Here is a 17,067-nt window from a genome sequence, read left to right on the forward strand (position 1 = left end):
CTCCGACGTGAATGTGAGAGGCGCGCTGGGGCCGTTCATCGTCGCCGAAGTGCGTTTAAACCCGACTACAGATATCAAAGGAATGCCCATGATTTTCCGTCTTCGCACTTCCCCTTGTATGCTCGCTGTTGCAATGTCACTCCCGCTGGTTGCGGGCGGCGTGAGCGCACAAGAGGTGGTGGTCAAGGTTGGCGTCGCCAGCCCGCTTACGGGTGGTGGGGCGGCGTACGGCAAAGATATCGAGAACGGCGTGCGCATGGCTGTCGACGAAGCCAATGCCGGGCATCCGACGATTGATGGCAAGCCGGTCAAATTCGTCGTGGAATCGCAGGATGATCAGAGCGACCCGAGAATCGGCGTTCAGGTCGCCCAGCAACTCGTGGATGACAACGTCGCAGTCGTTATCGGGCACTTCAATTCGGGCACGACGTTGCCGGCGTCGAAAGTCTATGCAAAGGCGGGCATCCCGATGATTACACCCGCGGCGACGAACCCGACCATCACGCAGGCAGGACTGAACACGGTCTACCGCGTCATCGCAACGGATTCACAGAACGCCGGCAACGCCGGGACGTACGCTGCAACGGTGACGAAGGCCAAACGCATCGCCATCATCGACGATCGCACCGCTTTCGGACAGGGCGAGGCCGATGAATTCGAAAAGGCAGCGAAGGCCGCAGGCGGGACCATCGTCGCGCGGGAGTTTACGAACGACAAGGCGGTGGACTTCAGCGCCCAGCTCACGCATATCAAGGGCACGAATCCGGATCTGGTTTTCTTCGGTGGTCTGGACGCGCAGGCGGCAATGCTCGTCAAGCGTATGCGTCAACTCGGGATGAAGGCGCAGTTCCTGGCCGGTGGCGGCGTGATGGATGCGAACTTCATCAAGCTTGCTGGTGACGCCGCTGATGGCGCGTCGGTCTGGGAGTACGGCCAACCGCTTGGCACGCTTCCGAAGGGCAAGAACTTCGAAGTGAAATTCAAGCAGAAGTACGGCGTCGACATGCTTGCCTATGCGCCATTTGCCTACGACGCCACCTGGGTTGCCATCAAGGCGATGGAGAAGGCCAACTCAGTGAAGCCGGCGGAATACAACGCTGCATTGAAGGCGACGAACTACGACGGTATTACCGGGAAGATTGCATTTACGCAGACGGGTGACCTCAAGAATCCAAGCTCGACGATGTATCAGGTCAAGAATGTGGCTTGGGCTCCCGTGACGACCAAGACGGCGGACTGATGTCTCGTCCGGGCGTTGATTGAAGGAGTGCGGCCTGGCCGGCCGCATTCGTGCTGCCGCAACCGCATCGAATGCGAGATGGCGTGCTGTTTTCATGCGAAATGCGCCCCGTGTTTGCAGACGGACTGATTTGGCGGCATCAAACTTCAGGAAGCTGCTGCGTGCGTTAAAGGCCTTAAAAACGCGAGCGCGAGTGTTGTAGCCAAAATGGCGTGTGTGCATGGTTTCCTGACGTACTGTTATTTCGTATCGAAAATTTGAAGGGGTATCAAGTGAAAGCATCGGCCATTCTCTCGGAACTCGGCATTTCCCACGTTGCGGAAGCTGGCGACATCGCCGTGCATTCGCCCATCAACGGCGAACTGATCGGCCGTGTTGCAAGCAGGTCGGTTGGGGAGGTCGATGCGGCACTGGCGAAAGCACAGGGTGCCTTCGAGATCTGGCGTAGCGTGCCTGCGCCGCGCCGTGGCGAGCTGGTACGGCTGCTTGGCAACAAGCTGCGTGAACAGAAGCGCGCACTCGGCAGCATCATCACACTGGAAACGGGCAAGATTTTTCAGGAAGGTCTGGGCGAAGTGCAGGAAATGATCGATATCTGCGACTTCGCGGTCGGCCTGTCCCGCCAGCTTTACGGTCTGACCATCGCGTCGGAGCGTCCGGGTCACCGTATGGCCGAGACTTGGCACCCGATGGGCGTTTGCACAATCATTTCGGCATTCAACTTCCCGGCGGCCGTGTGGTCGTGGAACGCGGCGCTCGCACTGGTGTGCGGCAATGCCGTCATATGGAAGCCGTCAGAGAAGACACCGCTGACGGCGCTCGCTGTCGACAAGATCCTCCAGGACGCACTCAAGGAATTCGGCGATGCGCCCGAAGGTCTGACGAGCGTCATCAATGGCGGACGAGCCGTCGGCGCGAAGCTGGTGTCCGACCCGCGCTCGAATATCGTAAGCGCGACGGGGAGCACGGAAATGGGCCGTGCGGTCGGTATCGAAGTTGCGCGCCGCTTTGGCCGCTCGATCCTGGAACTGGGCGGCAACAACGCCGGCATCGTTTCGCATACGGCTGATATGGAACTGGCGCTGCGCGGCATCCTGTTCTCGGCAGTCGGCACGGCAGGTCAACGCTGCACGACCCTGCGGCGTCTCTTCGTTCACGAAAGCGTCTACGACAAAACGGTCGAGCGTCTGAAGACCCTGTACAGCAAGGTCCCGATCGGCGACCCGCTGGAACATGGCACGTTGATGGGCCCGCTCATCGACGAGCAGTCGTTCAATCGCATGCAGGCAGCACTGGAGCAGGCAAAGCGCGAAGGCGGCAAGGTGTTCGGGGGCGAGCGCCATGCCGTCGCTGGCAAAGAAAAGGGCTTCTACGTGCGTCCGGCTATTGTTGAAATGCCATCGCAGACGGAAGTCGTGCTGAAAGAGACCTTTGCGCCGATTCTCTACGTGCTGAAGTACAACGAGTTCAATGACGCGATCGAAGCAAACAATGCGGCCGTGCACGGCCTGTCGTCCTGCGTCTTCACGACGGACCTGCGGGAAAGCGAGCGCTTCCTGTCGGCGTCAGGCAGCGACTGCGGCATCGCGAACGTGAACATCGGGCCGAGCGGCGCGGAAATCGGTGGTGCGTTCGGCGGTGAGAAGGAGACGGGCGGCGGCCGCGAGTCGGGCTCCGATGCCTGGAAGGCTTACATGCGCCGCGCGACGAACACGGTCAACTTCTCGTCGGCACTGCCACTCGCACAAGGCATCGACTTCAACATCGATTAAAGTCAGTCGTCCTTCGATATCAGCCGGTACGAACTTCTACAGAAGAACGTATCGGCCTTCCGTTTTACTGGCGCCTGACAGAGCGCCTGAGATAATTGCAACGTGGAGCAAGTCGTGAGTTCTCAAGTCGTTATCGTTGGCGGCGGAGTAATCGGTAGTTCTATCGCTTACTTTTTGCGCGCTTCGGACCCGACGGTTTCCGTGACGATCATCGAGCGTGACCCGAGCTACGCGAAATCGTCGTCGGCATTATCGGCCGCTTCTATTCGGCAGCAGTTTTCGACGCCGCTGTCGATCCAGATGTCGCTGTATGGCATCGAATTCCTGCGCAACATCGGTGACCTGCTCGAAGTCGGCGGGAACAAGCCCGCTATCGACCTACACGAAGGCGGCTACCTGTTCCTGGCGACGCCCGCAGGTGAATCGACGCTGCGCGAGAACCATGCATTGCAGAAGAGCCTCGGTGCGGACATCGACCTGATGTCGCGAGACGCGCTGAAGGCACGGTTTCCGTGGCTGAATGTCGAAGACATCGTCGCTGGTGCATACGGCGTCAGCGGTGAAGGCTGGTTCGACGGCTATGGCCTCGTTCAGGCCTTGCGCAAGAAGGCGCAATCGCTTGGTGCACGTTACATCGCAGCGGATGTGACGGGACTCGTTCTTGGCGGCCGGAAAGTGACTCATGTGATTGCGAGCGACGGTGAACGGTACGCGTGCGATACGCTCGTCAACGCTGCAGGCGCATGGACGCGCACGGTATCGGAGATGATGGGCATCGACATCCCTGTCTATGCGCGCCGTCGAAGCATCTTCAATGTATCGTCGCCTGCCCGCCTGACCAATGCGCCGTTGCTGATTGACCCGACGGGCGTGTACTTCCGCCCGGAAGGCAATACGTATATCACGGGAACGTCGCCCGGCATTGACAACGACCCGGACGATCTGCCGCTGGACGAAGTCGACCACAACATTTTCGACGAAATCATCTGGCCGACCCTGGCTAACCGCGTACCGGAGTTCGAAGCACTGCGCGTCGAGAACTGCTGGTCAGGCTACTACGAGTACAACGTATTCGACCATAACGCCATCATCGGCTATCACCCGGATATCGATAACTGCGTGTTTGCCAATGGCTATAGCGGTCACGGTTTGCAGCAAGGCCCCGCAACAGGGCGCGGTGTGAGTGAGCTGATTCTCGAAGGCAAGTATACGACGCTCGATCTGTCGTCTCTCAGCTGGTGCCGTGTTCTGGAAAACCGTCCCATTGTCGAAAAGAACGTCGTGTAGTTGTGACGTAGCGCCGCTCCGTTCCGGGGTGGCAATCTCCCTGGTATCTTTTGCTTGGGCCCGACGCTGTCGGGTCTTTTTCTTTCTGCTCGCGAAACGGTTCAACTTCTATTTCAAAAGTGCGGATTCGGGGGAAGTACCGACGGTGTCCAGACGCGCATAAAGCTGGCTGTCAGCGTATGTAGTGCCACGGTTGATGAGAAAACGGCATGACCTGGTGCGTAGATATCGTTTGATGGACGAGTAATGGCTGACCACAATGAAGGCTCAAATTACCAACTGACGCCCACGAGCATCGACGGCCTGGACGACGCGACCGCCCGGCTCTCGGCCATCACCAACATGTACGAATTCACCGCGCCTTTCCAGAGCCCCTCCGGTTCCCCGATTCGAGAATTGTTCAAGTACCTGAGCGAGCCGGGCATGATTTCGTTCGCGGGCGGCTATCCGGCCAGCGACCTGTTCGATGTCGAAGGTCTGGGCGCGGCTGAGGCACGCGCGTATCAGGCTTCCAACCAATGTCTGCAATATGGTCCGACCGACGGATTGCCCGAGCTGAAACAAGAACTGCTCGCGTTGATGGCTCGTCGCGGTGTGACATGTGCGCCGGACCAGCTTCTCGTCACCACCGGCTCGCAGCAGGGCCTGGACCTGTTGCTTCGCATCATGGTTGCGCCGGGCGACGTCGTGATGACGGAGCAGCCGGCCTACCCAGCGACGCTCCAGGCGATGAAGCTCCAACAGGCCCGAATCGTCACCGTGCCCGTCGACGAACACGGCCTCGATGTCGACGCGCTTGCGGCGTTGCTTGCGTCAGGCACGGTCGCGCGTCCCAAGCTGATTTATACGGTCCCGACGTTTGCCAATCCGACGGGGGCAACGCTTACGCGTGAGCGTCGAATCGCATTGCTGAAGCTGGCCGTGAAGTACAGGCTTCTTATCGTCGAAGACGATCCTTATGGCGATCTGCGATTCGCGGAAGACGCTGTCCCTTCGATTCTGGCGCTCACGAGCGAAGTTGAAGACTCGCGCGAGTGGGTCGTGCACTTCGCAAGCCTTTCGAAAATCGTTGCGCCTGGCCTGCGTGTGGGCTGGACGATTGCTCACGCGGAAATTACGCGCCGCTGCGTGATCGCCAAACAGACCGTCGACCTTTGCAGCACGCCCTGGACGCAGGCAACGGCCGCTCAGTACCTCGCAGATGGCGCGCTCGAACGGCATCTGCCGCGTATAACCAGCATGTACAAGCGCAAGAGTGACGCGTTGTGCAACTCGCTGAATGAGCAATTGGGTCATGCCATTCAGTTGCACCAGCCGAAGGGCGGCATGTTCGTTTGGGCTCGCGTTGAGGGCATCGATGCATCCGGGCTGCTCAAACGCGCGATCGCGAACAAGGTCATCTTCGTACCAGGAAAGGCATTCTTCGCGGACAAGATCGACACGTCAGCATTGCGTCTGTCGTTCGCAGCGCCTGGCGTCGAAGACATCATGGAAGGCGCGAAGCGGCTCAAGCGCGCATATGACGAAGTACTAGCGGGCACCATCTCATCAGTTCAATCGTAGCAGGCTGAGGTACTCGGAAATGAAAGTATTGGTTGCTGTGAAGCGGGTCGTCGACTTCAACGTGAAGGTTCGCGTGAAAGCCGATCAGACGGGTGTCGAACTGGCCAACGTCAAGTTCTCGATGAACCCGTTCGACGAAATTGCCGTCGAAGAAGCTGTGCGGCTCAAGGAAGCGGGTCACGCGAGAGAAGTCGTTGCAATATCGGCTGGTCCGACGCAGTGTCAGGAAACCTTGCGCACGGCACTGGCCATCGGCGCTGATCGTGGCATCCACGTGAAGGTCGACACCGAGCTCCAGCAGCTTGGTGTCGCGCGAATCCTGCGCGCGATCTTTGAGCGGGAGAAGCCTGATCTCGTCATTCTCGGCAAGCAGGCTATCGACGGCGATGCGAATCAGACAGGCCAGATGCTGGCTGCCCTCGCGGATCTTCCGCAAGCGACCTTTGCATCGCGGCTACAGGTGGAAGGTGGTGTGGCGCTCGTTGCCCGGGAGATCGATGGTGGTGCTGAGACCGTCAGTATCAAGCTGCCTGCCGTCGTGACGACTGATCTACGCCTCAATGAGCCGCGCTACGTAACGCTGCCCAACATCATGAAGGCGAAGAAGAAGCCGATCGACGTCGTCGATGTAGCGGAACTTGGTGTCGACATCGCGCCGCGCGTGAAAACGTTGAAGGTCAGTGAGCCGCCCAAACGCGCGGTGGGTGTGATCGTGCCGGATGTCGATGCGCTGGCGCAGATGGTCAAGAGCGAAGTCACGCTGAATTGAGGGCCTGCCATGACGACATTGGTAATTGCAGAACACGACAACATGGAACTGAACGCCTCGACGCTTCATACTCTGACGGCAGCACGTCGAATTGGTGAACCCATTCACGTACTCGTCGCGGGCTTCAGATCAGCTGAGGTCGCAGCGGCGGCGGCAAGGCTCGAAGATGTCGAGAAGATATGGCACGCCGACGCAGAACATCTGAAAGACGGGTTGGCCGAGGCCATTGAGCCCAACATAGTCGCCATCGGCAATCAGTATTCGCATCTTGTCTTTCCGGCGACTGCCTATGGCAAGAACATCGCTCCGCGCGTTGCTGCGAAACTGGCGGTCGGACAGATCTCGGACATTACTGCGGTAATAAGCGCAGACACGTTCGAGCGTCCTGTCTATGCGGGCAACGCAATCGCAACGGTGCAGTCGCTGGACCCGGTGAAGGTTCTGACGATCCGTCTTTCAGCCTTCGAAGCGAGCAGCGCAGAAACGGCGGCAACGGCGCCCGTCGAAGCCCTTGCGGCCGTGCCCGACAGAGGCCTTTCGACGCTCGTCAGCCGCGAGCTGACTAAACTCGAGCGCCCGGAACTGACGGCCGCAAAGGTCATCGTGTCGGGCGGCCGCGGACTGGGATCGAGCGACCAGTACAAGTCCGTGCTGGAACCTCTTGCCGACAGACTCCAGGCTGCGCTCGGGGCTTCGCGTGCAGCCGTCGACGCTGGCTACGTGCCCAACGACTATCAGGTTGGACAGACCGGAAAGATCGTCGCTCCCGACGTCTACATTGCTGTGGGCATCTCTGGCGCCATCCAGCACCTTGCTGGCATGAAGGATTCGAAAACCATCATCGCGATCAACAAGGACGCGGAAGCGCCGATTTTCTCGGTTGCGGACGTCGGCCTCGTCGGCGACCTCTTTGAATCCGTGCCCGATCTGGTGGAAAAACTCGACGCGTGACCCGTTGCCACGTGCATCGCAATCGACGATACAAGGGTACACGCCGTCGAATCTTGACCATCCCCTTCGATAAGGCGGACACAAAAGTCCGCTGCACTTTCAAAAGATCCGGGAGAAGACATGGACGAGACTCGACAGAGTCTACGTCGCGGCGAAGCCGCGGCAGGTATCCGAACAGCAGATTTCGCGTCGTATGCAATGCGATGAGCGAACCGCTGTTTTATGAGGCCTCTGACCTGTCTGAACGCAGTGGGACGCTCGGGGATGGACATGGCCAGCTTTCGCTGGCTGCGCTGCCAACAACCTGGCACCGAAGTACGTCTTCGAGTCATGGCTGCCGACGACAAGGGCGATTGCCTTGCTGGTCTACCTCGTCATCGCGCTTAGCCAGTTGCGCCTGCGGAGCCAGTTGTTTTCTTCGCCGAAACTCAGGGTTCGTATGTAGCTGTGCCTGTTCCTTGGACTGTTCGTCGTGTTCCTGATTGTGGGCGCGCTTGTGGTCTTGGTGAGTGGAGACGCGCATCGCCAGGAAGTCGTTGCGACATTGGGCTTTAGCGCTGTGCGGGAATGCATTTGCTATTTCCAGCAAAGGCGTGCGCAGAAGCCCCGCGTTGGAGGTGTCAGGAATTTCGTGTGCTGAGGTCGGGTTAAAAGATCTCAGCTCATGGCGCTCGTGAATCGCTCGCCGAACAGAATGGCGAACTGATTGACTGCTTGCCGCTAGGTGATAGGTGGCATCTTCCAATCCTTTCCGAGGTTGCGCAAGGCCAGATACAGCAGTTTGCTGGCCGCTTCGTCGCTGGGGAAGTGGCCGCGATTCTTGACGATCTTGCGCAACTGCATGTGCATGCTCTCGATCGCGTTGGTCGTGTATATGATTCTGCGCACTTCCGGTGGATAGGCGAAGAATGGGATGACCTGCTCCCATTGGCGCTGCCACATCGCTGTGACCGTGGTGAATTTCCTGCCCCATTCGCTCTGAGAGAACGCTTCAAGCGCCGCCGCTGCGGCTTCCGCGGTGGCAGCCTGGTAAATGGGCTTGAGAGCGGCAGCCAACGGCTTACGGTCCTTCCAGCTCGCCAGATTCAGCGAATTGCGGATCAGATGCACGATGCAGGTCTGGATTTGTGCGGCCGGATACACCGCTTCGATCGCTTCGGGGAATCCGCGCAAGCCGTCGACCACCGCGATCAGGATGTCGTGCAAGCCGCGGTTCTTCAGTTCGTTGAAGACCTTCAGCCAGAACTTGGCGCCCTCAGTTTGTTCGATCCACAGGCCCAGCACTTCCTTGCGGCCGTCGGCGCGGATGCCCAGCGCCAGGTACACCGCCTTGTTCTTGACCGTACCTTCGTCGCGGATCTTCAGTCGCAGGGCATCGAAATAGACGATCGGATACATCGCCTCGAGCGGACGTTGCTGCCATTGCTCGACTTCGGCCAGCACCTCATCGGTGACGGTTGAAATCAGATCGGGCGATACTTGCAGCCCGTACAGCTCCAGCAAATGGCCCTGGATCTCGCGCACGCTCATGCCGCGGGCGTACATGCTAATGACGTGATCGTCGAAGCCAGGCAGCCGGCGTTGATATTTGCCCACCAGTTGCGGCTCGAACGTGGCTTGCCGATCACGCGGAATGTCCAGCTTCAGTTCGCCATTGGGCGTGATCACCGTCTTGGGGCTCGTCCCGTTGCGATGATTGCCATCCTTGCCTTGCTCAGCTTCGCTCTCAAGGTGGTGAGACAGCTCAGCAGCGAGCATGCGCTCGGCCAGTTGCTTCTTCAGTTGGCCGGCCAGGCCCGATTCGCCCAGAATCGACTCGGCATCCTTGTTCTGTACCTGCGCCAGCAGTTGATCGATCAGCTCATCGGGGAACAGCTTCGGCGCCTTCGGGTTCTTGCTCTTCCTGGTCACTGTTGCTTCGGTCATAGGACGTTATTTCCGTTATCGTCTCATGACCTCGGCACACTAAAAATCTGACAGGCTCCCCGCGTTTAACGAGGGCCGAGCAGTACGGTAACGCGTTGCCCGGCCTTGGCGGCTACCTTCCTCGGTCTGCGAGGCGTTCCGATATAGCACCGTACCTCCGGGCTGAACAACGCACTGCTCATACCCACACTATGGCGGAGTCTGACTTCTTCCGCCCGTTCCTCCTGGACTACGGCTCCTTACCTTCTCGATGCGGCCCAGTTCGCAGTGCAACTGGACAGATCAGAAACCTGGTTGTTCTCGCGCAAAGAGCGTGCGTGCCAGGGTCTTTGACCACGCCGTGTCGTCAGGACGCTCGCGCTTGCGCGCCTCTCCATGTGGCCTTCCGCGTTCTGAACCGCCTCGGTCCCCGGATTTACACAACTATCGTGGCTCAACGGCTTACCCAAGACGCTCCTCTACCGACGCTCCGCAGATCGCATCGCGGCGGTCTGCGGACTCAGAACTTATGTCGAATCCCTATCTGAGCGAAAGTCTGCCGGTTGGTCGATGATGCCGTCAGCGCATTGAGTGTCGCTCGCGCCGCGTGGCCCGTGGAGTCTGTGCCACTTGCGAATTGCGTGCTGCTGATTACATACACGTCCGTGCGCTTCGAGAGGTAATAGTCGAGCGACAGCGAAATCGTGTTGTATTCCGAGCTGCCGATCGTTCCCGCTCCCGAGCCGTGCGTGTAGCTATAGACGAATTCGCTCGCCAGAGTCGGTGTCCAGAAATAGGTGAGGTTGAATTCGCCAGTATTGAACTTCGCGGTGCCCGTCAGTTTGAGGGGATTGGAGCCGGACGATGTATCGCCGAGATCCTTGAATTGCACGTTGCTGTAGACGAAACCCAACGTAGCCGGGCCGAGGATATAGTTGCCGGCGACGGCGACGGCCTGATACGAGTGCGCTGAAGCGTATCCGCTGTAGACCGGGCTTGCCGTCATATTGTTGACGTTCGTCCCGGCGACGTTCGTGGGCGTTGCCGTAAAGAACGATTGATTCGGGTTTCTCACGTTCATGAAGGCTGCGCCCGCCGAGAAGCTGCCATATTCGTAGCCTGCACCGACCGACCAGATCTGATTGCGCGCGAAATCGCCTGCCTGCCCGCCGAAGCCGTACACGCCGCCCACGGTGAAGCCGCCAAGGCTCGGGCTCGTGTACTTCACCGAGTTGTTTACGCGCTTGCTATTGTTGAGGTTGTCGAGATCGCCCGGATGCGCAGTGGTGCCGCCGCCATAGTTCGCCGAATTCATGCGGGATTCGACGAAAGTCACGAGCGAATCGTACTGACGTCCCAGTGTCAACGTGCCATACGTCTTGTTCGACAGCCCCATGTACGCCTGCCGCCCGAACAACAAGCCGCCCTGCAAGGCGGAGCCTTTGCCGAGATCGAAGCCGTTCTCCAGCTGAAAGATGGCCGACAGGCCGCCACCCAGGTCCTCGACACCCTTGAAGCCCCAGCGTGAGCCCTGCATGATGCCACTCGCGCCGCCGAACACGCGTCCGCCTCCGGCGTTGCTCTGGTAGTTCACGCCGTAGTCGACGAGTCCGTACAGCGTGACGGAACTGGTATTCGCTTGCGCAACGCCGCAGGCAGCGAGAAGCGCGACAGCAGATATTGTCTTGATCTTAATTGGCATGACGAAGTAATGGATTTGTGGAGAACCTATCGCGGATGGAGTGCGTGCAGCGTCGACTCCTGATGCCACATTACCCACACGAAAAAGTTCTTGTATTCGCAATCTATCAAGCTGGGTTTGCGAGAATCGCAAGGCTTCTTTTCTGTCTGCGAATAGAAAAAGCGCGATGCCGAATCCGGGCATCGCGCTTCCTCAAAACGACTCCAAACGTCAGTTCAGATCGGCTTGCCCTCGCTCGACGCCCAGTTCCGCATCAGCGTATTGGTGGGCAGCGTTTCGTCGATCATCTTCCTGGCCGTCTGAATGCCCGCGACGGGCAATCCGGCTGGATCGAGCACGCCGATCTGCACGAGCACGGAAGCCTGATCCCAGTAGATGTGCTCGTTATAGAGCTTGTCGCCGCGAAAGCACACGACGGCGAGCATCGGTACCTCGAAGTACTTACCCGTCGGCGCGACGCCAGGCAGCAGCCAGTCGATCTCCCGATCGTGCGTTGCGCAGAATACGAATTCGTCGACGATGCGGTCCGCGCCGATGGTGCGCGATATCGGAATGAGCTTGGTGTCCTCGGGATTCGAATTGACAAAGTGATAGCGATAGAAGCGCTTCAACTCGTCATGCCCCACGCCGCCCGTCATCGTCGGGACGTGATTGACGTACGGCTCGGCAACCATTGTCGGCATGACAGCGTCGACGTCGCGCGTCGCGAATTCGTTGTAGCAGTGGCGCTCCCACAAGTTGTTCAGATCATGAATCGGACCGAGCACGCTTCGCAGGAGCGCGACGGTGCGCGAATAGGACATCGTCGCGGCGGGCTTGTCATAGTGAGCGCGCTCCGGCGTGGCGAAGGCGTGATCGCAGCCGGGGTACACATGCGCTTTCGTTTGCGGGTTGTCAGCGAAAGCGGCGAGCAGTCGTTCGCGTGTATCGTGCGGACAGAAGGCATCTTCACCCGCGAAGTGAAAGAGCATCGGGCAGCGGATCGACGGCACTTCGTCGATGTACGCGTCGAGCCCCACGCCGTAGTAGCTCACCGCGCAATCGAGATCGAGCCGGGCGGCCGCCAGCATCGCGAGCTTTCCGCCGAGGCAATAGCCGATCGCACCGACCTTGCCCGCCTGCATCGGCAGTGCGTGCAAAGTTTTGAGCGTCGAGCCGATGTCTTGCACCGCGAGATCGATATCGAGCCTCTCGTTATAACCGAGCGCCTGATGAAAATCCATCTCGCCGTAGCCCAGTTCGACGCCTGGTTTCATGCGCCAGAACAGGTCCGGTACGAGCACCACGTAGCCTTCTTCGGCGTAGCGGTCCGCCATCGCGCGCATGTAGCCGTTGATGCCGAAAATCTCCTGCAGTAGCACAATGCCTGGCCCCGAGCGGTGCGCGGGCGCCGCCTGATACGCGCGAAAGCGCTTGCCGTCGTGACTGTCGATGTCGATGTAAGAGCCCATGTCGTTATCCGTCTCAGGATGTTGAGAGAAGTTGCGCGTGCGTGGCGGCACGATCCAGCGCGAGACCTTGCGCGAGTCCCTGCGCCATCGCGCCGATATAGGCCTCGCCTGCCATGCCTGCCAAGGCATCGAGCGCCGCATCGGCGGTATCGGCGGGATCGAGCTTCGGGCCTTCGAAATCGCGGCTCATGTCAGTGTCGATCGCACCGGGCAGCGCCGCCAACACACGCACGCCGTGCAGCCCGAGCTCCGCACGCAGCGATTCGGTGAGTCGCAACGCCGCCGCCTTCGATGCGCATAGCGAGCCCATCGCGGGAAGGCTCACGCGCGCGAGGATCGACAGCACGTTGATCATCGCGCCATGCCTGTCGATGAGTATCGGCGCGAACGCGCGTGTCATGCGCAGCGTGCCGAAGAAGTTGACGTCCATTTCGGTGCGTGCATCGTCGATGCTCGGGGGCGTGAGAAACGAGGAGTGACGGTTCACGCCCGCATTGTTGATGAGCAATGTGGTATCCGCGGCGAGGCGCGCGGCATGAGTCACGCTCTCGTCGTCGGTGATGTCGAGCGTGACGGGAATCACGCGGGCGTCGTCGATATCGACATGACGGGCGCGCGATGCAGCATAGACCTTGCCCGCGCCGCGTGCGAGCAAGCGCGCGACAAACTGCGCGCCGAGCCCGCGATTCGCGCCCGAAACGAAGGCGACAGTGTTGTGATCGATCATGAGCGGCGGGTCATGAGAGTGAGAAATCGGCCGGCAAGGTTACTTCGAGCAGTTCCAGATCCGCGCTGCAATGCTTGAACGCGTAAGGAAGCATGCCCGGGATCGCGATGCTGTCGTCCGCGCAGAGACGCCATTGCTCGTCACCTTGCACGACGACGACGTCGAGACTGCCCGCGAGCACGAAGAAGAAACAGAACTCCGTATCGTGCATGCGCAAGGCTTCCTGTCCCTCGCCTTGCGGACGAACCACGCGCACGCCGGCGAGCCCCTTCGTCGCCGCGCCGATGCCTGTGTCCGTCACGACGAAGCCCGGCGATTGCCACGCTTTCCACACCGCCTGCTTTGCGACATGCCGGACGAAGCGCTGACCGTTGAAATCGTGGTCCGGATCATAGACAGGCGAGGGCAGCGCCATGTCGTGATCGGCCATCGTGATGTGTTTGGCGGGGCTGCCGAGTTCGATCACCTCCGCACCCGCCGAACTTTCCAGCACGCGATGACGGATCTCGGGTGGTTGAAGCACGCAATCGCCCGCTTCGAGCATGAATGGATCGCCTTGCCCTTCGTAGACGAGACGCACCCAGCCCTTGCGGCAGAAGATGGTCTGAAAGCGGATCTTGTGAAAGTGCACGTAATCCGGCACCGGGCCACCATCGAGAATGCGAATGTGCGAGGCGATAAACGCGCCGCCGTGTCGTTCGGGCAGCAGATCGCGATAGCGCATGCCCGCGCGTCCGATGCTCCAGTGTGCATCGTCGTTTGCGCGGGCGAGTACGAGCTGCTGGCGCGTTGGCGGCAGCACCATCGGCGGATTGGCGTGAACGAGACGAACGGTGACGCCGTTCGGTGCGATCAGCTCCCGCATTTCGCCGGGCATTTGGGAAGGGTCGTCGCAGAGGACGTCCAGCGTCTTGATGCCGTCGCGTATATCGAGGCCGAGTCGCAGTTTGAAGCCGTCGCGAGAGAGGATCGCGGTGCGTGGCCCATCCGCGGGAAAAATCGCGTCGAGCCGGAAGCCGATGCGCGCGATAAAGAACTGCATCGTGGCGGGAAGATCGGTGCAGGGCATGGACACGAGAATGCCTCGCACGCCTTCGATCGCTGCGTCAGTTGGTGCGGAAGTAACGGAAGTAGTGTTCATGGGAATTCGCATCGGTGAGGAAAGGGAAGCGGTGGCGCATCATGTTCGTGCGCACCGGCGGCCCTGTCAGCACGCAGGCGATTCCCATGCGCCGCGGCGCGCGCGAGAAGTTATCGCCCGCGATCATCGCGGCAGACATCGCGCGAGCCTGTCGAGTCCCGCGCGGGTCGTGCAGATGCCCGGCGACAAGCGCAGCGTGCGACTGCGCGAATCGACGAAGAGGCCCGCGTCCTTCAGTTGCACGACGATCTTCGCGGCATCGAGATGAGCGGGGACTTCGGCCATGATGCTCGCGCCGCGTTCGTCATCGGCGCGCGGGGAGAGCAGGCGATAACCTTTGTCGTCGACGAGTGCGATCAGTTCGTGGCACAGCGCGAGATTGTGCGCCCGCGCGCTGCCTGCAGGCTGCGCGCGCATCCATGACATTCCCGGCTGCGACGCGACGAAAGGCAGCACCGAAGGCGTGCCTGTATCGAAGCGGCGCGCGTCGGATGCATAGGTGAAGGCGTCGATGTTCCAGTTGAACGGATCTTCCTGGCTGAACCAGCCGCGCACGGCAGGGGTCGCGCCCGCTTCGAGCGCATGCGGCGCGATATAGCCCAGGCCGGTCCCCGGCGCGCCGCACAGCCATTTGAGCGTCGACCCGCAGACGAAGTCGAAGGGCGTGTCGTTCAGATCGAACGGCAGGATGCCGATGCCCTGCGTGACATCGAGCGCCGCGAGGCTGCCGCGCCGGCGCGCCTGCTCGCACATCGCGGCAAGAGTCACGCGCTTCGATGTCAGCGACGATATCCATGTCACGAGCGCCAGCGCGACATCGCCGGTCCATGCGTCGATGAAGTCTTCGTCGCGCACATAGCTTTCCCCCTGGCGTACGGGCACGGTACGCAGCGTGAAGCCGCGTCGCTGTGCAAGGCCCGACAGCAGGAAATGGAGGCTCGGGAAGCAATCCGCCGCGACGAGCACGGTGCGATTGCGCAGCACGTCGTCAGCGAGGCCGTCGAGATAGCGGGCAAAGGCATCGGTGACGTTTTGCGCGCCAAACACGTTCGCGTCTTGCGTACCGATCAGCGCGGCCCAGTCGGAAAGCAGCTGCGCGCGTGCGGCAAGCGCGGCGTCCCAGCGCGTGTCGTCTGGCGCGCACCACGTTGCGGCAAAATTCGCGAGCGCTGCCGTCATCGCTTCGCGATGGCCCGGATACACGCCGACCGAGTGATACATCAGCCAGCCGCTGAAATCGTTGGTGAGATGATTCATGGCTCAGATGTGCTTGACGAGCTTGTTGTGATAGACCACGACGCATGCGAGGCTCAACACAGCGCACGCCATCAGGTAGAACGCGGGTGACAGCGGATTGTGCGTCGCGCCGATCATCGCGGTCACGAGCCAAGGCGTGAATCCGCCGAACACCATGACGCCGATGTTGTAACTGAATCCCAGACCCGTGCTGCGCACGCTGGTCGGGAAGAGCGACGAGAGCACGGCAGCGAGCGGACCGAAGTAGATGGCCTTCAACGCGCCGGCCAGCACCATGATCGCCATCAACACGGAGAACGACGGGCTCGACAGCAGCCACGCAAAGCACGGATAGATCGTAACGAGCGTAACCACGGCCGAGATCACCATCATGCGGCTGCGTCCGTAGCGATCCGCGAGATGGCCCATGAGCGGCGTGAAGATCATCAGGATTGCGCCCGTCACAACCGTCGCGGCGAAGCCCGTCGATGCCGGCAAGTGCAATTGCTTCACTGCATAGGTCGGCATGTAGAGGATCATCAGATAGCTCGCGGCCGTCGACACGGCCATGATGCCCGCGGCCAGCAGGATGCGGCCCTTACTGTGCGCGAGCAGTTCGCGCACGGGGGCGTTGCGCTTTGCGCGGGTAGCGGCATCCGGCAGTGTGTCGTCGATATGCTTGCGGATATAAAGACCCACGGGCGCGACCAGCAAGCCGAAGATGAAAGGCGCGCGCCATCCCCACGATTCGATCTGCTCGGGCGACAGTTGTGTGCTGAGCGCGAGCCCCGTGCACGACGCGAGAACGGTGCTCATGCCCTGGCTCGAGAACTGCCAGCTCGCGAGGAATGCCTTGCGCTTGCTCTTCTGCTCGATCATCAGTGCGGTGCCGCTGCCGAACTCGCCGCCCGTCGAGAAGGAGATGAGAATGCGTGCTGTCATCAGGCCGACAGGCGCGGCAAGGTCGATTTGTGCATACGTCGGAATGACCGCGCAGATGAGCGTGCCGATTGTCGTCAATGCAAGCGACACGAGCAGCGCCGCCTTGCGTCCGCGACGGTCCGCATAACGTCCGAGCAACAACGCACCGAGCGGCCGGAACACATAGGAGAGACCGAAGGTGCCGAACGTCATCAGCAGGGAGACGGTCTCGTCGTGCGCGGGAAAAAACAGCTTCGACAGTGTGACGGCGAAGAAGCCGTATGCCGCGAAGTCGAACCATTCGAGTGCGTTGCCGATACTCGTCGCGACAATCAGACGCCGCATTGGCCTGGCGTCGGGGCGGGGTACGCCTTCATCGATGACGGTCGAATCCATGGTGTG

At 60.4% G+C, this 17,067-nt stretch carries 14 protein-coding genes and 1 pseudogene; 6 read left to right on the top strand and 9 right to left on the bottom strand.

The window, feature by feature from the left end:
* Positions 1 to 88: 88 nt before the first annotated feature.
* From VSR68_RS32725 to VSR68_RS32750, 6 genes are all read left to right on the top strand, one after another.
* Entirely contained in the window at positions 89 to 1,240 is a 1,152-nt protein-coding gene (locus VSR68_RS32725) for a branched-chain amino acid ABC transporter substrate-binding protein (RefSeq protein ID WP_428983641.1), read from the top strand.
* Between the two features lie 272 nt (positions 1,241 to 1,512).
* Positions 1,513 to 3,012, top strand: coding sequence for an L-piperidine-6-carboxylate dehydrogenase (amaB, locus tag VSR68_RS32730; protein WP_342943726.1), 1,500 nt, complete (start codon positions 1,513 to 1,515; stop codon positions 3,010 to 3,012).
* Between the two features lie 114 nt (positions 3,013 to 3,126).
* On the top strand, positions 3,127 to 4,299 hold the full coding sequence (locus tag VSR68_RS32735; protein ID WP_342943727.1) for an FAD-binding oxidoreductase: 1,173 nt from the start codon (positions 3,127 to 3,129) through the stop codon (positions 4,297 to 4,299).
* A 342-nt stretch (positions 4,300 to 4,641) separates the two neighbouring features.
* Positions 4,642 to 5,862, top strand: coding sequence for a PLP-dependent aminotransferase family protein (locus tag VSR68_RS32740; RefSeq protein WP_342943775.1), 1,221 nt, complete (start codon positions 4,642 to 4,644; stop codon positions 5,860 to 5,862).
* Between the two features lie 19 nt (positions 5,863 to 5,881).
* A complete protein-coding gene (locus tag VSR68_RS32745; RefSeq protein WP_342943728.1) occupies positions 5,882 to 6,631 on the top strand; it encodes an electron transfer flavoprotein subunit beta/FixA family protein in 750 nt (249 codons plus the stop codon).
* 9 nt (positions 6,632 to 6,640) lie between these two features.
* Positions 6,641 to 7,582, top strand: coding sequence for an electron transfer flavoprotein subunit alpha/FixB family protein (locus VSR68_RS32750; protein WP_342943729.1), 942 nt, complete (start codon positions 6,641 to 6,643; stop codon positions 7,580 to 7,582).
* A 328-nt stretch (positions 7,583 to 7,910) separates the two neighbouring features.
* Here VSR68_RS32750 and VSR68_RS32755 read toward each other — a convergent pair whose 3' ends face one another.
* The 9 genes and pseudogenes from VSR68_RS32755 to VSR68_RS32795 all read right to left on the bottom strand — a co-directional run bounded on the left by VSR68_RS32755 (position 7,911) and on the right by VSR68_RS32795 (position 17,061).
* Complete coding sequence (locus tag VSR68_RS32755) at positions 7,911 to 8,327, bottom strand: hypothetical protein (protein ID WP_342943730.1); 417 nt, start codon at positions 8,325 to 8,327, stop codon at positions 7,911 to 7,913.
* A pseudogene (locus VSR68_RS32760) lies at positions 8,306 to 9,508 on the bottom strand (IS256 family transposase); the annotation flags it as partial. The pseudogene VSR68_RS32760 and the gene VSR68_RS32755, both read right to left, overlap by 22 nt.
* Before the next feature lie 499 nt (positions 9,509 to 10,007).
* Positions 10,008 to 11,189, bottom strand: coding sequence for a porin (locus tag VSR68_RS32765; RefSeq protein ID WP_342943731.1), 1,182 nt, complete (start codon positions 11,187 to 11,189; stop codon positions 10,008 to 10,010).
* A gap of 215 nt (positions 11,190 to 11,404) precedes the next feature.
* A complete protein-coding gene (locus VSR68_RS32770; RefSeq protein ID WP_342943732.1) occupies positions 11,405 to 12,640 on the bottom strand; it encodes a dienelactone hydrolase family protein in 1,236 nt (411 codons plus the stop codon).
* A gap of 13 nt (positions 12,641 to 12,653) precedes the next feature.
* Positions 12,654 to 13,367 carry an SDR family NAD(P)-dependent oxidoreductase gene (locus VSR68_RS32775; protein ID WP_342943733.1) on the bottom strand — a complete coding sequence of 238 codons (714 nt, stop codon included), beginning with the start codon at positions 13,365 to 13,367 and terminating at the stop codon, positions 12,654 to 12,656.
* Positions 13,368 to 13,377: 10 nt separating this feature from the next.
* Positions 13,378 to 14,508, bottom strand: coding sequence for a cupin (locus VSR68_RS32780; RefSeq protein WP_342943734.1), 1,131 nt, complete (start codon positions 14,506 to 14,508; stop codon positions 13,378 to 13,380).
* Positions 14,474 to 14,647 carry a hypothetical protein gene (locus tag VSR68_RS32785; RefSeq protein ID WP_342943735.1) on the bottom strand — a complete coding sequence of 58 codons (174 nt, stop codon included), beginning with the start codon at positions 14,645 to 14,647 and terminating at the stop codon, positions 14,474 to 14,476. Before VSR68_RS32785 ends, VSR68_RS32780 begins: the two co-directional genes overlap by 35 nt.
* On the bottom strand, positions 14,632 to 15,765 hold the full coding sequence (locus VSR68_RS32790) for an aminotransferase class V-fold PLP-dependent enzyme (RefSeq protein WP_342943736.1): 1,134 nt from the start codon (positions 15,763 to 15,765) through the stop codon (positions 14,632 to 14,634). The genes VSR68_RS32785 and VSR68_RS32790 overlap by 16 nt, the downstream gene beginning before the upstream one ends.
* A gap of 3 nt (positions 15,766 to 15,768) precedes the next feature.
* Complete coding sequence (locus VSR68_RS32795; protein WP_342943737.1) at positions 15,769 to 17,061, bottom strand: MFS transporter; 1,293 nt, start codon at positions 17,059 to 17,061, stop codon at positions 15,769 to 15,771.
* Positions 17,062 to 17,067: the final 6 nt, after the last annotated feature.

The sequence above is a fragment of the Paraburkholderia phymatum genome, assembly GCF_038900715.1.
Lineage (GTDB): Bacteria > Pseudomonadota > Gammaproteobacteria > Burkholderiales > Burkholderiaceae > Paraburkholderia > Paraburkholderia phymatum_A.

Bases quoted from the DNA above. Each gene is read 5' to 3' on its own strand.
- VSR68_RS32770 (WP_342943732.1), bottom strand. From the start codon at position 12,640: ATGGGCTCTTACATCGACATCGACAGTCACGACGGCAAGCGCTTTCGC.
- VSR68_RS32775 (WP_342943733.1), bottom strand. From the start codon at position 13,367: ATGATCGATCACAACACTGTCGCCTTCGTTTCGGGCGCGAATCGCGGG.
- VSR68_RS32745 (WP_342943728.1), top strand. From the start codon at position 5,882: ATGAAAGTATTGGTTGCTGTGAAGCGGGTCGTCGACTTCAACGTGAAG.
- VSR68_RS32780 (WP_342943734.1), bottom strand. From the start codon at position 14,508: ATGAACACTACTTCCGTTACTTCCGCACCAACTGACGCAGCGATCGAA.
- VSR68_RS32750 (WP_342943729.1), top strand. From the start codon at position 6,641: ATGACGACATTGGTAATTGCAGAACACGACAACATGGAACTGAACGCC.
- VSR68_RS32785 (WP_342943735.1), bottom strand. From the start codon at position 14,647: ATGTCTGCCGCGATGATCGCGGGCGATAACTTCTCGCGCGCGCCGCGG.
- VSR68_RS32795 (WP_342943737.1), bottom strand. From the start codon at position 17,061: ATGGATTCGACCGTCATCGATGAAGGCGTACCCCGCCCCGACGCCAGG.
- VSR68_RS32725 (WP_428983641.1), top strand. From the start codon at position 89: ATGATTTTCCGTCTTCGCACTTCCCCTTGTATGCTCGCTGTTGCAATG.
- VSR68_RS32740 (WP_342943775.1), top strand. From the start codon at position 4,642: ATGTACGAATTCACCGCGCCTTTCCAGAGCCCCTCCGGTTCCCCGATT.
- VSR68_RS32790 (WP_342943736.1), bottom strand. From the start codon at position 15,765: ATGAATCATCTCACCAACGATTTCAGCGGCTGGCTGATGTATCACTCG.
- VSR68_RS32765 (WP_342943731.1), bottom strand. From the start codon at position 11,189: ATGCCAATTAAGATCAAGACAATATCTGCTGTCGCGCTTCTCGCTGCC.